Annotated in this window: 24 protein-coding genes; 22 read left to right on the top strand and 2 right to left on the bottom strand. The window is 45.3% G+C overall.

Translation table 11 applies throughout. The annotated features are described in order from the left end of the window. The first annotated feature begins 98 nt into the window (after window positions 1-98). The 5 genes from kefG to L1D60_RS15360 all read left to right on the top strand — a co-directional run bounded on the left by kefG (window position 99) and on the right by L1D60_RS15360 (window position 4,598). A complete protein-coding gene (gene kefG / locus L1D60_RS15380; RefSeq protein ID WP_239841896.1) occupies window positions 99-686 on the top strand; it encodes a glutathione-regulated potassium-efflux system ancillary protein KefG in 588 nt (195 codons plus the stop codon). Further along, window positions 686-2,482, top strand: coding sequence for a glutathione-regulated potassium-efflux system protein KefB (gene kefB, locus L1D60_RS15375; protein ID WP_239841895.1), 1,797 nt, complete (start codon window positions 686-688; stop codon window positions 2,480-2,482). The genes kefG and kefB overlap by 1 nt, the downstream gene beginning before the upstream one ends. Before the next feature lie 75 nt (window positions 2,483-2,557). Continuing rightward, a complete protein-coding gene (locus L1D60_RS15370; protein ID WP_017632113.1) occupies window positions 2,558-2,758 on the top strand; it encodes a YheV family putative zinc ribbon protein in 201 nt (66 codons plus the stop codon). A 94-nt stretch (window positions 2,759-2,852) separates the two neighbouring features. Then, window positions 2,853-3,443, top strand: coding sequence for a peptidylprolyl isomerase (gene slyD / locus L1D60_RS15365; RefSeq protein ID WP_004737185.1), 591 nt, complete (start codon window positions 2,853-2,855; stop codon window positions 3,441-3,443). 189 nt (window positions 3,444-3,632) lie between these two features. Then, window positions 3,633-4,598, top strand: coding sequence for an isoaspartyl peptidase/L-asparaginase (locus L1D60_RS15360; RefSeq protein WP_239841894.1), 966 nt, complete (start codon window positions 3,633-3,635; stop codon window positions 4,596-4,598). Between the two features lie 115 nt (window positions 4,599-4,713). Here the strand turns inward: L1D60_RS15360 and L1D60_RS15355 are convergent, their stop codons facing one another. Together L1D60_RS15355 and L1D60_RS15350 are read right to left on the bottom strand one after the other, a co-directional pair. Further along, on the bottom strand, window positions 4,714-4,941 hold the full coding sequence (locus L1D60_RS15355) for a SlyX family protein (protein ID WP_239841893.1): 228 nt from the start codon (window positions 4,939-4,941) through the stop codon (window positions 4,714-4,716). 5 nt (window positions 4,942-4,946) lie between these two features. Further along, window positions 4,947-5,924, bottom strand: a complete 978-nt coding sequence (locus tag L1D60_RS15350) for a PQQ-binding-like beta-propeller repeat protein (protein ID WP_239841892.1) — start codon at window positions 5,922-5,924, stop codon at window positions 4,947-4,949. A gap of 131 nt (window positions 5,925-6,055) precedes the next feature. On the opposite strand from L1D60_RS15350, the gene fkpA reads away from it, so the two are divergent. From fkpA to rpsS, 17 genes are all read left to right on the top strand, one after another. Then, the gene (gene fkpA / locus L1D60_RS15345; protein ID WP_239841891.1) at window positions 6,056-6,832 is read left to right on the top strand and encodes an FKBP-type peptidyl-prolyl cis-trans isomerase; all 777 of its coding nucleotides are present in this window, start codon (window positions 6,056-6,058) and stop codon (window positions 6,830-6,832) included. A gap of 182 nt (window positions 6,833-7,014) precedes the next feature. Further along, complete coding sequence (locus tag L1D60_RS15340) at window positions 7,015-7,737, top strand: transcriptional regulator (protein WP_032550043.1); 723 nt, start codon at window positions 7,015-7,017, stop codon at window positions 7,735-7,737. Beyond that, window positions 7,734-8,132 (top strand): sulfurtransferase complex subunit TusD, encoded by a 399-nt coding sequence (tusD, locus tag L1D60_RS15335; protein ID WP_239841890.1) that lies wholly within the window; start codon window positions 7,734-7,736, stop codon window positions 8,130-8,132. Before L1D60_RS15340 ends, tusD begins: the two co-directional genes overlap by 4 nt. Beyond that, window positions 8,129-8,485, top strand: coding sequence for a sulfurtransferase complex subunit TusC (tusC, locus tag L1D60_RS15330; protein WP_239841889.1), 357 nt, complete (start codon window positions 8,129-8,131; stop codon window positions 8,483-8,485). The genes tusD and tusC overlap by 4 nt, the downstream gene beginning before the upstream one ends. A gap of 9 nt (window positions 8,486-8,494) precedes the next feature. Beyond that, window positions 8,495-8,770, top strand: a complete 276-nt coding sequence (tusB, locus tag L1D60_RS15325; protein WP_239841888.1) for a sulfurtransferase complex subunit TusB — start codon at window positions 8,495-8,497, stop codon at window positions 8,768-8,770. Window positions 8,771-8,951: 181 nt separating this feature from the next. After that, a complete protein-coding gene (gene rpsL, locus L1D60_RS15320; protein WP_004399892.1) occupies window positions 8,952-9,326 on the top strand; it encodes a 30S ribosomal protein S12 in 375 nt (124 codons plus the stop codon). Window positions 9,327-9,423: 97 nt separating this feature from the next. Further along, the gene (rpsG, locus tag L1D60_RS15315) at window positions 9,424-9,894 is read left to right on the top strand and encodes a 30S ribosomal protein S7 (protein WP_004737195.1); all 471 of its coding nucleotides are present in this window, start codon (window positions 9,424-9,426) and stop codon (window positions 9,892-9,894) included. A gap of 150 nt (window positions 9,895-10,044) precedes the next feature. After that, window positions 10,045-12,141 carry an elongation factor G gene (fusA, locus tag L1D60_RS15310; protein WP_239841887.1) on the top strand — a complete coding sequence of 699 codons (2,097 nt, stop codon included), beginning with the start codon at window positions 10,045-10,047 and terminating at the stop codon, window positions 12,139-12,141. A 148-nt stretch (window positions 12,142-12,289) separates the two neighbouring features. Beyond that, a complete protein-coding gene (tuf, locus tag L1D60_RS15305) occupies window positions 12,290-13,624 on the top strand; it encodes an elongation factor Tu (RefSeq protein ID WP_239841886.1) in 1,335 nt (444 codons plus the stop codon). A 318-nt stretch (window positions 13,625-13,942) separates the two neighbouring features. After that, the gene (locus L1D60_RS15300) at window positions 13,943-14,131 is read left to right on the top strand and encodes a bacterioferritin-associated ferredoxin (protein ID WP_032553336.1); all 189 of its coding nucleotides are present in this window, start codon (window positions 13,943-13,945) and stop codon (window positions 14,129-14,131) included. An 80-nt stretch (window positions 14,132-14,211) separates the two neighbouring features. Then, window positions 14,212-14,697, top strand: a complete 486-nt coding sequence (gene bfr / locus L1D60_RS15295; RefSeq protein ID WP_032553335.1) for a bacterioferritin — start codon at window positions 14,212-14,214, stop codon at window positions 14,695-14,697. Window positions 14,698-15,100: 403 nt separating this feature from the next. Then, entirely contained in the window at window positions 15,101-15,412 is a 312-nt protein-coding gene (rpsJ, locus tag L1D60_RS15290) for a 30S ribosomal protein S10 (protein ID WP_001181007.1), read from the top strand. A gap of 14 nt (window positions 15,413-15,426) precedes the next feature. After that, window positions 15,427-16,056 carry a 50S ribosomal protein L3 gene (gene rplC / locus L1D60_RS15285; protein WP_004738804.1) on the top strand — a complete coding sequence of 210 codons (630 nt, stop codon included), beginning with the start codon at window positions 15,427-15,429 and terminating at the stop codon, window positions 16,054-16,056. A 16-nt stretch (window positions 16,057-16,072) separates the two neighbouring features. Further along, window positions 16,073-16,675: a 50S ribosomal protein L4 gene (gene rplD / locus L1D60_RS15280; RefSeq protein ID WP_032553334.1), complete on the top strand. Its 603-nt coding sequence runs from the start codon at window positions 16,073-16,075 to the stop codon at window positions 16,673-16,675. Continuing rightward, complete coding sequence (gene rplW, locus L1D60_RS15275) at window positions 16,672-16,974, top strand: 50S ribosomal protein L23 (RefSeq protein WP_004736765.1); 303 nt, start codon at window positions 16,672-16,674, stop codon at window positions 16,972-16,974. The genes rplD and rplW overlap by 4 nt, the downstream gene beginning before the upstream one ends. Before the next feature lie 15 nt (window positions 16,975-16,989). Continuing rightward, a complete protein-coding gene (gene rplB / locus L1D60_RS15270; protein ID WP_032553333.1) occupies window positions 16,990-17,814 on the top strand; it encodes a 50S ribosomal protein L2 in 825 nt (274 codons plus the stop codon). A gap of 21 nt (window positions 17,815-17,835) precedes the next feature. Next, window positions 17,836-18,114, top strand: coding sequence for a 30S ribosomal protein S19 (rpsS, locus tag L1D60_RS15265; protein ID WP_004736729.1), 279 nt, complete (start codon window positions 17,836-17,838; stop codon window positions 18,112-18,114). Window positions 18,115-18,123: the final 9 nt, after the last annotated feature.

Raw genomic sequence — 18,123 nt, 5'->3', positions numbered from 1 at the left:
ATGCAAATTGGGTTATGATGCCAATAACATATTAATAACTTTTGTTAGAATTTTCTTGGCATTGCCACCGTTTGCCCTGTAAGGAATGTTTCAAAGGAATGAGTGATTTGTTATCTACAAATAACACAGTACCCAAGGTCTTGGTGATATTTGCTCACCCAGAGCCCCAAACCTCGATTGCCAATCAAGTGATGCTGAAAAAAATAGAGTCGCTCGGTCATGTTAAAATTCATGATCTTTATGCGGCCTATCCAGACTTCTTTATTGATGTCCCATTTGAACATGAATTGCTCCTTGAGCATGACATCATCGTCTTTCAACATCCGCTGTTTATGTACTCTTGTCCTGCATTATTGAAAGAGTGGTTTGATCGCGTACTGGGCAAAGGGTTTGCGTTCGGTGAACAGAGTGCGTTGAAAGGTAAGTACTGGCGCAGCGTGATAACGACAGGTGGTAAAGAGGAGGCATTTGGTGCTTCGGGCTATAATAAATATCCACTACAAGAGATCTTGCAACCCTTTGAGCTGACGGCTGCCTTGTGTCAAATGCATTGGCTAGAGCCTTTGGTTCTGCATTGGGCTCGAAATGTATCAGACATGACACGTTATCAACACGCCGAGTCTTACCGAAACTGGTTAAGGGAACCATTGCAGCTTCTTGAAGAGCAGCACAGGGAGGCGCAGTAATGGCATTAACCAATGAATTCCTCCAAAGCAGTGTGATTTTCTTATCGGCTGCGGTTGTTGCCGTGCCGATTGCGCAACGTGCAGGTTTAGGGTCTGTTCTTGGCTACCTTTTAGCGGGTGTGGCGATTGGCCCTTGGGGGCTTGGGCTAATTAGCGATGTCGAAGCGATTCTCCATTTCTCCGAGTTCGGGGTGGTGCTGTTACTGTTTCTCATTGGTCTTGAGCTTAATCCCAAAAAGCTCTGGACGATGCGCGGGCCGATATTGGGGCTCGGTGGCGCCCAAGTTGTCATCACAACCTTACTGATCACGGGTGTCGCTTGTCTATTTGGATTGAGTTGGCAGACCAGTTTGGTCATTGGTATGGGTTTAGCTCTTTCATCAACAGCCATTGCACTGCGTGTTATTGAAGAGCGTGAGCTAAGTGGTAAAGAGGCGGGCCAATCTGGGTTTGCCGTATTACTGTTTCAAGATATCGCAGTAATTCCAATGCTGGCTATGCTGCCATTGCTTGCGGGTAATACAGGTGGTAGCTGGGCCGATATGCTGTGGATGTTAGCTGGTGTGATTGGCTTGTTGGTCGGTGGTCACTTCCTACTGCGCCCTCTATTTCGCTACGTCGTATTAAGTGGTGTGCGTGAACTGTTTACTGTCGCAGCGCTCCTTTTGGTGATTGGTATTGCTGTAATCATGCAGCAGATAGGGTTATCGATGGCGCTCGGGACCTTCTTAGCTGGTGTGTTATTGGCCGAGAGTGAATACCGTCATGAGCTAGAGATAGCGATTGAACCTTTTAAAGGCTTGTTACTAGGCTTGTTCTTTATCTCTGTGGGTATGGCCGTAAACTTAGGCTTACTTGCTGAAAGTCCGTTTGCAATCTTGATGGCGGTATTGGCATTGGTGGTGATGAAAGGTCTGGTGTTGTACGCCCTCGCTCGTATTTTCGGTACACAAGCCAAAGCACGCAGTCGTATGGCGATGATCTTGAGCCAAGGTGGTGAGTTTGCTTTCGTTATCTTCACCGCGGCCAGTGCCCAAGGCATCTTGAGCATGGAGCAAGTCTCTTTCCTACTGGTAGTGGTGAGCTTATCTATGGTGACCACGCCATTGATGCTTAAACTGCAAGATAAGTTCTTTGCGCGTCAATTAAATCAAATCAGTGAGAATGCGATGTCTTCTGATGTGGTGGATCGCAGCCCTCGCGTGATCATCGCTGGCTTTGGTCGTTTCGGTCAGATCATTGGGCGCTTGATGTATGCCAATAAGATTCGTATTACCATCTTAGAGAGTGACGCCAGCCAAATTCATATCTTGCGTAAGTTCGGATATAAGGTGTTTTACGGTGACTCGACCCACTTGGAGCTATTGCGTGCTGCAGGAGCCGATAAAGCCGAAGCGATTATTTTGTGTACCGATTCTCCAGACGAAATCATGAAAACCGTCGACTTATGTCGTCAGCATTTTCCGCGCTTAAAGATCTTGGCTCGTGCCCGAAGCCGTGTTGAAGCGTACCAACTATTGAATCATGGTGTGACCAACTACTCTCGTGAAACTTTCTTAGGGGCGTTAGACTTGGGAAGGCAAGCTCTCACCGAGCTAGGTATGCACCCATACAAAGCCAAGCGTGCCGAGGCGCACTTTCGTAAGCTGGATAATGCCATGCTTAAAGATCTGCTTCCTCAGCACAGTGAAGACGCTGAATTGGCGCAAAGAGCCAAAGAGGCGCGTAAAGAGTTGGAGGAGATTTTTGGACATGAGATGGAGAATGACCATCAATCTCGAAACTACTGGCAGTAATACATTGCCCCTAAAATAATAAAGATAATGGCCATCGTTGAGTGGCACGAATCCAAGTTGTAAAGGATAGATAACGTGAAACAGAAAAAACGCTTTATTGCTGGTGCTAGCTGCCCAAGCTGCAACACTCAAGACACACTACGCTGGTGGGTTGAGAATAATATTGAGCTGGTGGAGTGTGTTGATTGTGACTTCACAGAGCAGCGCAAACCGAAAACTGTAGAGAAATCTGAACATGCGAATCAAGAAATGATCGGTATTTTTAAGCCAGAATGATTGAGTTTCGTTAATTGATCCCCATAATACCGGGGTACAGAATTTATCCTAAGCTCAATTGTTGGAGCTTAGTCCAAACCTCCTTGGAGCTCTCATGAAAATTGAAAAGAACGTAGTAGTTAGTGTTGCATATCAAGTGAAACTTGAAGATGGCGTAGTAGTTGACCAATCAACTGCAGAAGCTCCACTAGATTACCTTCACGGTCACAACAACCTAATTACAGGTCTTGAAAAAGAGCTTGAAGGCAAAGTTGCTGGTGACAAGTTCTCTGCAACCGTTACTCCAGAAGACGCTTACGGTGAGCACAACGACGCACTAGTGCAACGTGTTCCTGCTGACGTATTCCAAGGTGTTGAGCAAATCGAAGTTGGTATGCGTTTCCTAGCAGATACTGACCAAGGTCCAATCCCAGTAGAAGTAACTGAAGTAGATGGCGACGAAGTTGTTGTTGACGGCAACCACATGCTAGCTGGCCAAACTCTAACGTTTGACGTTGAAGTTGTTGCTGTTCGTGAAGCGACTGAAGAAGAAATTCAACACGGTCACGTACACCAAGAAGGCGGCTGTGGCGGTCACGGTCACGACCATGATCACGAAGGCGGTTGCTGTGGTGGCGAAGGCCATGACCACGGTGAAGAGAAAAAAGACGGCTGCTGCGGCGGCGGTAGCTGTGGTTCTCACTAATACCGAGTTAACGGTTTAGTTTTAGAATATGAAAGCCTCCCTTGCGGAGGCTTTTTTCGTATTGAGGTTATTGTTTCAAAGCGAGAGCAATAACGCTAACCAAAAGATTTGTTGTGGCTATCAGACATAGGACTTTGGATATGATATTGATAGCGACAACTCATAAGAATATGTCAGTGGAGAATTTACATGTCACAGCCTTTTTCAATTGCGATTCATGGTGGTGCTGGAACCATCTTGCGAGAGCAAATGAGTGATGAGTTAAAAGCGGGCATTACCGATGCTTTGGAAAAGTCGGTTTTGGCTGGCTACCACGTATTGCAATCGGGTGGCGATGCTTTGGATGCGGTAGTAGCATCGGTCAAAGTGATGGAAGACAGCCCTCATTTCAACGCAGGTAAGGGCTCTGTTCTGACGCATGATGAATTTGTTGAGATGGATGCGTCTGTGATGCATGGTCGCGAAATGGATGCAGGTGCCATTGCTGGCGTACGCCACATTAAAAACCCGATCGAACTTGCTCGCGATGTGATGCTTAAAAGCGATCATGTGTTACTGATTGGTGAAGGTGCCGAGAAGTTTGCCTTTGAGCATGACTATATCTTTACTGAGCAAGACTACTTCTTTACTGAGCGCCGCTACGATCAGCTTCAATCGATGAAAGAGAAAGGTCTCTTTGCGTTGTCTGAAGCAAAATATGATGAGCAGCAAGCTGACAAATACCCAGATGACAAAAAGTACGGCACTGTCGGTGCAGTGGCGTTAGACCAAGCAGGGAACTTAGCGGCTGCAACCAGCACAGGTGGTGTCACCAATAAGAAATACGGTCGCGTAGGAGACTCGCCAATCATTGGTGCGGGTACCATTGCTGAGAATGGAAACGTTGCGGTTTCAACAACCGGCATGGGTGAGTTCTTTTTAAGAAAAATGGTGGCCAGTGATGTGGCTGCACGTATGCGTTACCTTAAAGAAGACGTTCATACCGCATGTGAACAGATCATCCAAGGTGAACTGAAAACCATGGGCGGGGAAGGTGGCTTGATCGCGATTGACAACCAAGGCGATATTCACTTCGCAATGAACAGCTCGGGTATGTATCGTGCTAGCGTCGATACTGAAGGACGAGTGGAAGTTAAGATCTATGCCGATGACTAGCCAAGCATCGGTGTAACTCAAGCTCCCAATCAGATACACAAAAGGCGACAGATATTCTCTGTCGCCTTTTGTTTTTCAACCAGCCCAACAAGCCGCAGCTCATTGTCAACGTACATTAGTAGTGTGGAGGTGGCGTCTCTTCCGATGCATCAGCCAAGTTAGAACCGTCAATGTTCTTTACTTTGCCCACTACGTATTTCATTTGGTCTTGCATCTTAGTGATCAACATCTGTTGCTGGCTAAGCGCTTCATTGAGTTCTTCAATGGTCTGCTCTTGGAAAGCCAGCTGACACTCAAGGTCATTCACTCGGCTCTCTAGTTGTTCAACTAGCTTCTCTGTCATCGTTCTTAGTCCACATTCCAAGCTTGGGCTATGCCCGCTGATGTTCCCGATATTACACGGCTCTGATTATCAAAGGCTGCATCATACACTACCGCACGAGGAGGGCGAGCATCTTTTAACGGCTCCGCTTCGTAACGAGCTATCCGTTTACCCGTTTGTGTATCCCATACACTGACCTGACTGGAAGGTGTCCCCGTGACTAGCTGCTTACCGTCATCCGAGAATCGAGCCGTAGAGAAAATCAGCTGGCGCGATAGGCTTTGCAGCTCTGCTTGTGATTCTCCCGTTTCAAGGTCCCAAACAATCGCTTGGTTTCCACCATCAGAAGTAAACGCCAATTCACCATCACGCTGCAATACTACTCGCACAACGCGCTGTTCGTGTTCGAAGGTACGTAAAACCAACCCTGATTCAGTATCCCAAAGGTAGGCTTTGTAGTCGTTCCCCCCCGAAAGTGCATAACGACCATTGGAAGAAAGCGAAACAGAATTGACTTTTTCTCGATGGGCAAGGAACTCTAAGCGACGGCCAGTGACTAAGTCCACGTAGATGGCTTTACCGTTTGATAACCCGAGCAGGACTTTCTCGCCGTTACTGGAGATGTCGACGTCGCGGATTAATCCGTCAGAGATCGACCAAAGCCCTTCGGCTTGTGTCCAAGTCAGGTCCCAAACGGCAAAGTTCATCTGACTGGCTGTCACCGCATAGCGACCATTGTCAGAGATTTTAATTCGTGTAACAGGGGAGCTTTCTTGGTCTTGCTCTCCAAGCTGCGCGAGTTCTTGATTCTCAGCTAAATCCCAAAGCAACAAGTGTTTCTGTTGGGAATAGAGCAGAGCAAAACGACCGTCTCTGCTTAGCGCAAAGCTGGTGGTACCGCTGGGTTCGATATCCCAACGTTGATCATCCTCTTGGAAGAAAAAACATCCATTTAACAGAGTGATGACAATTGCATATAGTAATGAGTGAAAAAATATTCGCATCACGTCTAACAATCCGGTTTGTGTCAGAAGACATAGAACTAGTATATTGTTATAACTAACGTATTCACACCAATCTAATCATTAGATTTGTGCACAATAACCAATGGCTTGGCCATTAATTGGAGTATTCAATGAAATCAGTTTTAAAAGTATCACTGCTTGCCGCGACGGTTATGCTAGCAGTTGGTTGTCAGAAAGAAGAACCAAAGGCAGAAGCTCCTCAAGTCGAAGAAGTGAAAGTTGAAGCAGTAAACTTTAAAACAGAAGACGACAAAGCGGCTTACGCAATCGGTGTTTCATTCGCAAACTACCTAAGCACAAGCATTGATAAGCCAAGCGAACTAGGTATTAACCTAGACAAAGAGATGGTACTAAAAGGTATCGAAGATGTGTTCGCAGGCAACACAGCATTAAATGAAGAAGAGACTCGCGCGGCACTAGAAGCTCTTGATCAGCGTGTAGCAGAAACAATGCAAGCTCAAGCTGCGGAGAAATCAGCAGAAACTAAGAAAGCGGGTGATGAGTACCGCGCTGAGTTTGAGAAGACAGAAGGCGTTCAAAAAACTGACTCTGGCCTACTATACCAAGTGATGACTGCAGCTGAAGGTGAGTCTCCAAAAGACACTGACACAGTACAAGTACACTACAAAGGTACACTAACTGATGGTACTCAGTTTGATAGCTCTTACGACCGTGGCGAACCAGCAACATTCCCACTAAACCGCGTAATCCCTGGTTGGACTGAAGGCGTACAGCTAATGCAAGTTGGCTCTAAGTACAAGTTTGTTATCCCGCCAGAGCTAGCGTACGGTGAGCAAGACACACCAACAATCCCAGCAAACTCAACGCTTGTATTCGAAGTTGAGCTACTGAAGATTGATAACGCAGAAGAAACAGCTGCACAATAAGCGTTTCACGAAGTGTTCTAAGGCCTAACTCAGTTAGGCCTTTTTTTATGCTTTCATTTTGAGTATTTGGTTTTTTAACTTGTTCTAAATCACTAGTTGCAATGTTAGCTAGGTGTGCAATTAAAAATTTCTGATAAACTTACATAAATTTGTTGATTTTTCACACGAAGGTAAGGAATTAAGTGACTACTACAGAAACAGTCAATGCGGATGTGTTACTTGAAATGGAATCAGTCAATGTCATGCCATTCAGTGAACACGATAAAATCATTCTAAGATCTTATGAGGCCGTTGTTGATGGCATCGCAAGTCTTATTGGTCCGTTTTGTGAAATCGTTTTGCACTCGTTAGAGGATCTCAATACCTCTGCGATTAAGATTGCCAACGGCGAGAATACTGGGCGTCAGGTTGGATCTCCAATCACCGATTTAGCGCTAAAAATGCTGAAAGATATCGAAGGCTCTAAGCGTAATTTCTCTCGTTCATACTTTACTCGCGCAAAAGGTGGTGTGTTAATGAAGTCGATTACGGTGGCTATCCGTAATGGTGACGACCGAGTTATTGGCCTGCTTTGTATCAACGTAAACCTTGATGCACCGTTCTCACAAGTGTTGCAATCGTTCATGCCAACGCAAGATGCAGATGAAGCGGCGTCTTCAGTGAACTTTGCAAGTGACGTTGAAGAGCTGGTAGACCAAACCGTAGAGCGCACAATCGAAGAGATCAATGCGGATAAGTCGGTGTCGAACAACACTAAGAACCGTCAAATCGTCATGGAACTCTACGACAAAGGGATCTTCGATATTAAAGATGCGATTAACCGCGTTGCAGAGCGCCTAAATATCTCAAAACATACGGTTTACCTGTATATCCGTCAGCGTAAAACAGAGGATGATGAGAGTTGAGTTCAAGCCTAACGTATACCCTGTTAGTTAATGGGCCAATCTACGGCTCCCAGTCTGCGAAAAATGCCTATCAGTTTGCGCTTGCAGTGATAGAGAGAGGACACCAACTCAAGAGTGTCTTCTTTTATCAAGACGGCGTGAGCAATGGTTCAGCACTGACCGTACCGGCTAATGACGAATTCGATCTTGCTGGAGCATGGCAAAAGTTAGCGTCACAACATGAGGTTCGATTGGAAACTTGTGTGGCAGCGGCATTGCGTCGAGGTGTGGTGAGCGAAGACGAAGCGAATCAACATCAGCTTGATAGCCATAACTTGGCGGAAGGTTTTGAGCAAGCGGGTTTAGGTAGCCTTGCTGAGGCAATGTTGACTCACGATAGGGTAGTACAGTTTTGAAAAAGTTAGGGTACGTATTTAACAGCTTTCCTCATAGTACCGCATCGGGAAGAGAAGGCCTGGATGCGCTACTAGCGGCATCAGCTTATACCGAAGACATCTTAGTGTTTTTTGTCGGTAATGGGGTGACACAACTGCTAGAACAGCAGCAACCAGGAGAGTCTTTATCTCGCGATTATATCGCAGCATTTAAATTGATAGAGCTTTACGATATCGAGCAGGTCTATGTATGTGAGCAGAGTTTACAGCGCTTTGGACTATCGAGTGAGCAGCTCGTGATTGATACTCAAGTATTGGCCCCAAGTGCTATGGCGCAGCAATTTGCGCAATGCGACCAGATACTCACATTTTAGAGGTTTAACATGCTGCACATCATCAAGACGATTGAAAAGCTCAGTCTCGCACTCACCTATCGTCAGCTCGGCGAACACTTATTATTAACTGAAGAGGCGGTTTACGCAGCATTGCCAAGTCATGAGCTTGCGCAGCAGTTAATGGATATCGAAGAAGTGTCTGTGCTGGAGGCAGATCTCAACAGCCGTGGTTTGCAAACTCTTGTGTCGGAATCATTAACAAAAGTGGACTATTTGGGCTTCGTTACGCTCACCGAGCAGCATCAACAATCCATCACTTGGTAGTCCTTTCCCACTTTTATCGACCGAATAGAGCATCCTTAGCTCTAGATGGCTAAAAAAGATCTGTATATTTCTTGACACACATCCCACTGCTGAATAGAATTTTGCGTCCCTAATTGCCACGTGTAGTTAGGGATAGATTTTTCACAAAGCTTACTTTCAAGTAAATTTCAGGAGCTAGTTAATGGCAACTATTAACCAGTTGGTACGTAAGCCTCGTGCAAAGCAAGTTGTTAAAAGCAACGTGCCTGCACTAGAAGCGTGTCCACAAAAACGTGGTGTATGTACTCGTGTTTACACTACTACACCTAAAAAACCTAACTCGGCACTACGTAAAGTATGTCGTGTACGTCTAACTAACGGTTTCGAAGTAACTTCGTACATCGGTGGTGAAGGTCACAACCTTCAAGAGCACAGTGTTGTTCTAATCCGTGGCGGTCGTGTAAAAGACCTTCCGGGTGTACGTTACCACACAGTTCGCGGCGCACTAGACTGTGCTGGCGTTAACGACCGTAAGCAAGGTCGTTCTAAGTACGGTGTTAAGCGTCCTAAATCTTAATGGTATCCGTTAAGTAAGGCCAAACACTAAATTAATTTTAATTTTTGAAGAAACTGAAAAGTTTTGGATAACCTGAAGAAGACAACGGAGAAAATCCATGCCACGTCGTCGCGTCATCGGTCAGCGTAAGATCCTTCCAGATCCAAAGTTCAAATCTGAACTGCTGGCAAAATTCGTTAACATCCTAATGGTTGACGGTAAGAAATCTACTGCAGAAAAAATCGTTTACACTGCACTAGATGCAATGGCTGAGAAATCTGGTAAAGATCACTTAGCTGTATTTGAAGAAGCTCTTGAAAATGTTCGCCCAGCGGTAGAGGTTAAATCTCGCCGTGTAGGTGGTTCAACTTACCAAGTACCTGTAGAAGTACGTCCGGTTCGCCGTAACGCACTTGCTATGCGTTGGGTAGTTGAAGCTGCGCGTAAGCGTGGTGAAAAATCTATGGCTCAACGCCTAGCAGCTGAAATGCTAGACGCGTCTGAGAACAAAGGTACTGCGGTTAAGAAACGTGAAGACGTTCACCGCATGGCTGACGCAAACAAAGCGTTCGCTCATTACCGTTGGTAATACCTTTTCAGTGCTGCAAGGTTCCTTGCAGCACTTCTTTAGTTCCTATGCGTATGCTAGGAACTATTGCTATTTCTAGAGGGATGCTTTTTAGCAACTAATCTGGATATAGCAATAGTCCCTAAGTCTCTAAGTAAAGAGGATTCAACCGTGGCTCGTAAAACTCCTATTGAGCGCTACCGTAATATCGGTATTGTTGCTCACGTAGATGCAGGTAAAACAACCACAAGTGAACGTATTCTGTTCTATACCGGTCTTTCTCACAAAATCGGCGAAGTTCACGATGGTGCAGCAACCATGGACTGGATGGAGCAAGAGCAAGAACGTGGTATCACAATCACTTCAGCAGCAACCACTACGTTTTGGCGTGGTATGGAAGCTCAATTCCCAGATCACCGTATCAACATCATCGACACTCCTGGACACGTTGACTTCACGATTGAAGTAGAACGTTCTCTGCGTGTACTTGATGGCGCAGTTGTTGTGTTCTGTGGCTCGTCTGGTGTTGAACCTCAATCAGAGACAGTATGGCGTCAAGCTGACAAGTACCAAGTTCCTCGTATGGTTTTCGTTAACAAAATGGACCGTACAGGCGCAGACTTCCTGCGTGTAATTGATCAAATCAAGGATCGCCTAGGCGCGACCCCTGTTCCAATTCAATTGAACATCGGTGCTGAAGAAAACTTCCAAGGTGTTGTCGATCTTATCAAGATGAAGGCAATTAACTGGAACGAAGCTGACCAAGGCATGACATTTACGTACGAAGACATTCCTGCAGACATGCAAGAAATGGCGGAAGAATATCGTACAGAACTTATTGAAGCGGCGGCTGAAGCCTCTGAAGAGTTGATGGATAAGTACCTTGAAGAAGGCGAACTATCAGAAGAAGAGATTAAGCTAGGCCTTCGTACTCGTACCCTTAACAATGAAATTGTACTGGCAACTTGTGGTAGTGCATTCAAAAACAAAGGCGTACAAGCTGTTCTTGATGCAGTGGTTGATTTCCTTCCTTCTCCAGTTGATGTACCTGCAATCAAAGGTATCGACGAAGACGAGAATGAAGCAGAGCGTCACGCAGATGACAACGAACCGTTCTCTGCACTTGCATTTAAGATCGCAACCGACCCATTCGTTGGTACTCTAACCTTCATCCGTGTTTACTCTGGTGTGGTTGAAAGTGGTAAAACGGCTTACAACTCAGTGAAGAAACAGCGTGAACGTCTAGGGCGCATTGTACAAATGCACTCAAACAAGCGTGAAGAAGTGAAAGAAGTACGAGCTGGTGACATCGCAGCCATTATTGGTTTGAAAGAAGTGACTACCGGCGAAACGCTATGTGACCAGAACCATAAGATTGTTCTTGAGCGCATGGAGTTCCCAGATCCAGTTATCCAGATCGTTGTAGAGCCGAGCTCACAAGCTGATCAAGATAAAATGACAATTGCTCTAGCTAAGCTAGCAGCAGAAGACCCATCGTTCCGCGTCGATATGGACGACGAAACAGGCCAGACTCTGATTTCTGGTATGGGTGAACTACACTTAGATATCATCGTTGACCGTATGAAGCGTGAATTTAGCGTGAACTGCAACGTTGGTAATCCGCAAGTGGCTTACCGTGAAACAATTCGTGGTACAGCGAAAGCGGAAGGTAAATTTATCCGTGAACACGGTGGTAAAGGTCAGTACGGTCACGTGTGGCTGAAACTGGAACCATCAGAAGTTGGCGAAGGCTTTGTCTTCGTGGATGAAATTGCCAATGGTACTGTACCAAAAGAGTTTATCACTTCAGTGGCTAAAGGCGTTGAAGAGCAGATGAACAATGGTGTGCTTGCTGGCTACCCAGTTCTGGATATCAAAGCTACACTATATGATGGTTCTTACCATGAAACAGATTCAAGTGAGATGGCGTTTACAATCGCTGCCTCTATGGCTTTCAGAACGGGTGCACTAGAAGCGCAACCGGTTCTGCTTGAGCCTATGATGAAAGTTGAAGTAACTACTCCAGAAGACTGGATGGGTGACGTTGTTGGCGATATTAACCGTCGTCGCGGCATCATCGAAGGTATGGACGAGGGGACAGCTGGCCTGAAGATAATTCGTGCACAAGTTCCGTTGTCTGTCATGTTCGGTTATTCAACTGATTTACGTTCTGCGACACAAGGTCGTGCTTCTTACTCTATGGAGTTTAGTGAGTACGCTGAAGTGCCAAACAATGTTGCAAAAGCAATCATTGCAGAGCGTGGTTAAACAATAGGGCTGCATTTTTTTCATTTTTTTGAAAGATCTAATGCGTCCAAATATTGCGCTAACGAGAGTTGGCGCATAAAATAGCAATTTCTGGCGCGTCTCGACCAATAATGGTCGTGGCGAATCATAACTAGGAAGGAACACGATCGTGTCTAAAGAAAAATTTGAACGTACGAAACCGCACGTAAACGTTGGTACTATCGGCCACGTTGACCACGGTAAAACAACTCTAACTGCTGCTATCTGTACTACACTTGCAAAAGTGTACGGTGGTGAAGCGAAAGACTTCGCATCTATCNTGTCTAAAGAAAAATTTGAACGTACGAAACCGCACGTAAACGTTGGTACTATCGGCCACGTTGACCACGGTAAAACAACTCTAACTGCTGCTATCTGTACTACACTTGCAAAAGTGTACGGTGGTGAAGCGAAAGACTTCGCATCTATCGATAACGCTCCAGAAGAGCGTGAGCGCGGTATCACAATCGCAACTTCTCACGTTGAGTACGACACTCCATCACGTCACTACGCACACGTAGACTGTCCAGGACACGCGGATTATGTTAAAAACATGATCACTGGTGCTGCACAAATGGACGGCGGTATCCTAGTTGTTGCTGCGACTGACGGCCCAATGCCTCAAACTCGTGAGCACATCCTACTTGGTCGTCAAGTTGGTATCCCTTACATCATCGTATTCATGAACAAATGTGACATGGTTGATGACGAAGAGCTACTAGAACTAGTAGAAATGGAAGTTCGTGAACTTCTTTCTGAGTACGAATTCCCAGGTGATGACCTACCAGTAATCCAAGGTTCAGCTCTTGGCGCACTAAACGGCGAGAAGCAATGGGAAGACAAGATCGTTGAGCTTGCAGAAGCACTAGATTCTTACATCCCAGAGCCAGAGCGTGCAGTAGACCAACCGTTCCTACTACCAATCGAAGACGTATTCTCGATCCAAGGTCGTGGTACTGTTGTAACTGGTCGTATCGAGCGTGGTATCCTACGCGTAGGTGACGAAGTAGAAATCGTTGGTATCAAAGAAACAACAATGACTACTTGTACTGGTGTTGAGATGTTCCGTAAGCTTCTTGACGAAGGTCGTGCAGGTGAGAACGTTGGTGCACTTCTACGTGGTACTAAGCGTGACGAAGTTGAACGTGGTCAAGTACTATCTGCTAAAGGTTCTATCAACCCACACACTAAATTTGAGTCAGARGTGTACGTACTTTCTAAAGATGAAGGCGGCCGTCACACTCCTTTCTTCAAAGGTTACCGTCCACAGTTCTACTTCCGTACAACTGACGTAACAGGCGACATCACTCTACCAGAAGGCGTAGAGATGGTAATGCCAGGTGATAACGTTCAAATGACTGTTGAGCTAATCGCTCCAATCGCAATGGACGAAGGCCTACGTTTCGCTATCCGTGAAGGTGGCCGTACTGTAGGTGCTGGTGTTGTAGCTAAAATCTTCGCTTAATAACGAATGATTTTGCTCTCTCTTCATTAGAAGAGGCGCATCATAAAAAGGGAGGCTTCGGCTTCCCTTTTTTATTTTCAGTAAAATACGAGTGGTTATAAGAAAACTTTGAAATGCGCTATTAACGCGTACCTCTAATATCCGGTAATACAATTACTTAGCACAATATAGTCTTAACGCTGTTTCGCTAAGTGTTCCCACCTGTGAAAAGCATGATTTTTCTATAACAAAACGGTCTAACAGTAGTAAAAGATAAGACTGGTAATAAGAATGATTCCTCTTTATATTTAATCTCAAGTTATAAGTTTAGGTTTGAATATGTACGTCTGTTTATGCCATGGAGTATCGGATAAGAAAATCCGAAAACTCGTTGTCGAAGAGGGCATTACTGATATAAAAGGAATTAAGAAATGTACGGCACTCGGCAGTCAATGCGGGAAGTGTGTACGTTCAGCAAAAGAAATCATCAACGAAAGCGCCGCCACATTGTTTAAGCAAGCTGGTTAGTTACTTAAAACTCAACCAAGCTTTTTGACACTTCTCAATTTGGTTCTACAGTTAGAAGAACCGAAGAGGAGAGTGTGCTCATGAAAGGCGATCCAATCATAATTCAACATCTCAATAAAATTCTTGGTAACGAGCTGGTTGCCATTAACCAATATTTTCTTCATGCACGAATGTACAAAGACTGGGGTCTAAAGCATTTGGCTGATAAGGAATATCATGAATCTATTGACGAGATGAAACATGCCGACCATCTGATAGAACGAATCTTGTTTCTCGAAGGACTACCTAATCTGCAAGACTTAGGCAAACTCAAAATAGGTGAAGATACCCAGGAAATGTTGGAGTGCGATTTAGCTTTGGAGATGGAGGCCATCCCAGATCTAAAAAACGCCATCGCTTATGCCGAAGATATTCATGACTATGTATCACGTGATCTGTTCCTTGAAATATTGGAAGATGAAGAGGAACACGTTGACTGGTTAGAAACACAGCTAGGTCTTGTTAAAATGACAGGAATCCAAAACTACCTACAAGCTCAATATGTTGATGAAGATGACGATGGCTAAAAGTAGTTAGTTAAAATCGGAAAGATTATCGCAAAAAGTAGAGAGCACCTTGCCTCTGCTTTTTGCGTTATATGACGGACTAGTCGGTCGGGTTTGAAGTTTTCGCGATTAATTTTCAAACACCACTTGCATACCAAAGTGTGATCTGTATAATGCACCGCACTGGCTTAAGCTGGTTGTGAACCAATGAGCACTGAGGAGTAGGCTTTGCCTAGTAATGTATACTCAGCTTATGTTCGCGGTTAATAAAAATAGTAAGCTCGTCTTACTTCAAAAGTTAACTGACAATGTGTCCTAATTTTGGATACTACGGTTTCACATAAATCAATCGGCATTCTCTCGTCTTTTCGAGTTTGAGTGGCGATATTGTTTGTGTAATTTTTAATAATTGGAGCTCTGTCTCATGCAGAACCAACGTATTCGTATCCGCCTAAAAGCTTTCGATTACAAGCTAATCGACGCTTCTACTGCGGAAATCGTTGAAACAGCAAAACGTACTGGCGCACAGGTTCGTGGTCCTATCCCACTACCTACTCGTAAAGAGCGTTTCACTGTTCTTATCTCTCCACACGTCAACAAAGATGCACGTGACCAGTACGAAATCCGTACTCACAAGCGTTTGATCGACATCGTTGAGCCAACAGACAAAACTGTTGATGCTCTAATGCGTCTTGATCTTGCTGCTGGCGTTGATGTTCAAATCAGCCTAGGTTAAGGGAGATAAGAATAATGATTGGTCTAGTCGGACGTAAAGTGGGTATGACCCGCGTATTTACTGAAGAAGGCGTTTCTATCCCAGTAACTGTTGTTGAGGTTGAAGCGAACCGTATTTCTCAAGTTAAAACTCTAGAGAACGACGGCTACGCAGCAATCCAAGTAACTACTGGTGCTAAGAAAGCTAACCGTGTAACTAAGCCTGAAGCTGGTCACTTCGCGAAAGCGGGTGTTGAAGCAGGCCGCGGTCTTTGGGAATTCCGTTTAGAAAACGGCGAAGAGTTTGAAGTTGGCGCTGAGCTAAACGTAGAACTTTTCAACGAAATTAAAAAAGTAGACGTTACTGGTACATCTAAAGGTAAAGGCTTCCAAGGCGCAGTTAAGCGTTGGAACTTCTCTACTCAAGATATGACTCACGGTAACTCTTTGTCTCACCGTGCACCGGGTTCAATTGGCCAATGTCAAACTCCAGGTCGCGTGTTTAAAGGCAAGAAAATGGCAGGTCACATGGGTGCTGAGCGTGTAACGACTCAAAACCTAGAGATCGTACGTGTTGACGCTGAGCGCAATCTGCTTCTTATTAAAGGTGCAGTACCAGGCTCAACAGGCGGCAACGTGATCGTAAAACCTGCTGTTAAAGCATAACGTCTAGGAGTAAGTAATGGAATTGATGGTTAAAGGTGCTGATGCACTAACTGTTTCCGAGACTACTTTCGGACGTGACTTCAACGAAGCTCTTGTACACCAAGTAGTTGTTGCATACGCAGCAGGTGCTCGTCAAGGTACTCGTGCTCAAAAGACTCGTTCTGAAGTATCTGGCGGTGGCGCTAAGCCATGGCGTCAAAAAGGTACTGGCCGCGCACGTGCTGGTACAATTCGTAGCCCAATCTGGCGTACAGGTGGTGTTACTTTTGCTGCGAAACCTCAAGATCACAGCCAAAAAGTAAACAAGAAAATGTACCGTGGTGCTATGAAGAGCATTCTTTCTGAGCTTGTTCGTCAAGAGCGTCTAATCGTTGTTGATAACTTCTCAGTAGAAGCACCAAAAACAAAAGAACTTGTAGCTAAGCTTAAAGAGCTTGAGCTAAGCGACGTTCTGATTGTTACTGGCGAAGTAGATGAAAATCTATTCTTAGCTGCTCGTAACCTTTACAAAGTTGACGCGCGTGACGTTGCTGGTATCGACCCAGTATCTCTAATTGCGTTTGACAAGGTTCTAATGACTGCTGACGCAGTTAAGCAAGTTGAGGAGTCGCTAGCATGATCACTGAAGAGCGTATCTTAAAAGTTCTACGTGCTCCGCACATCTCTGAAAAAGCAACTATGGCAGCTGAGAAAGCGAACACTATCGTTTTCAAAGTAGCTAAAGATGCGACTAAAAAAGAGATCAAAGCAGCTGTAGAAAAGCTATTTGAAGTTGAAGTTAAGTCTGTAAATACTCTTGTTCTTAAGGGTAAGACCAAACGTCAAGGTATGCGTGAAGGCCGTCGTTCAGACGTTAAGAAAGCCTACGTTACTTTGAAAGAAGGTCAAGATCTTGACTTCGTTGGCGGCGCGGAATAACAGGAGTAGTTAAAAATGGCTATTGTTAAATGTAAGCCGACTTCCCCTGGTCGTCGTCACGTCGTTAAAGTTGTTAACGCTGACCTACACAAGGGTAAGCCATACGCACCACTTCTAGAGAAAAACTCTAAGAACGGTGGTCGTAACAACAACGGTCGTATCACAGTACGTCACATCGGCGGTGGTCACAAGCACCACTACCGTGTAATTGACTTCAAACGTACTAAAGACGGTATCCCAGCGAAAGTTGAGCGTCTAGAATACGATCCAAACCGTAGCGCTAACATCGCTCTAGTTCTGTACGCAGACGGTGAGCGTCGTTACATCATTGCACCAAAAGGTGTTAACGCAGGTGACCAGATCCAATCTGGTGTAGATGCGCCAATCAAAGCAGGTAACACTCTGCCGATGCGCAACATCCCAGTAGGTTCTACTGTACACTGTGTTGAACTTAAGCCTGGTAAAGGTGCTCAACTAGCTCGTTCGGCTGGTGCTTATGCTCAAATCGTTGCTCGCGACGGTGCATACGTAACTATCCGTCTACGTTCTGGTGAAATGCGCAAAGTACTTTCTGAAGGTCGTGCAACGATCGGTGAAGTTGGTAACTCTGAGCATATGCTACGTGAACTTGGTAAAGCTGGTGCTTCACGCTGGCGCGGCGTACGTCCAACCGTACGTGGTGTAGTAATGAACCCGGTTGATCACCCACACGGTGGTGGTGAAGGCCGCACATCTGGTGGTCGTCACCCAGTTTCTCCTTGGGGCGTTCCTACTAAGGGCTTCAAGACTCGTAAGAACAAGCGCACTGACAAGTACATCGTACGTCGTCGTAACAAGTAATCTATATAAAGAGGAATCGCCATGCCACGTTCTCTCAAGAAAGGTCCTTTTATTGACCTACACTTGCTGAAGAAGGTAGAGAAAGCGGTGGAAAGCGGAGACAAAAAGCCTATTAAGACTTGGTCCCGTCGCTCAATGATCATCCCAACAATGATTGGTTTGACCATCGCTGTCCATAATGGTCGTCAGCACGTTCCAGTTTTCGTTACCGAAGAAATGATCGGTCACAAACTGGGTGAATTTGCACCAACTCGTACTTATCGCGGTCACGCTGCAGATAAGAAAGCTAAGAAGAAGTAAGGAGTAGAT

This window comes from Vibrio sp. Isolate30 (assembly GCF_022397975.1).
In the GTDB taxonomy this organism is placed as follows: Bacteria; Pseudomonadota; Gammaproteobacteria; order Enterobacterales; family Vibrionaceae; genus Vibrio; species Vibrio fortis.
Note: the sequence above shows the minus strand (reverse complement) of the source record. Positions and strands in the feature narration are given on the sequence as shown.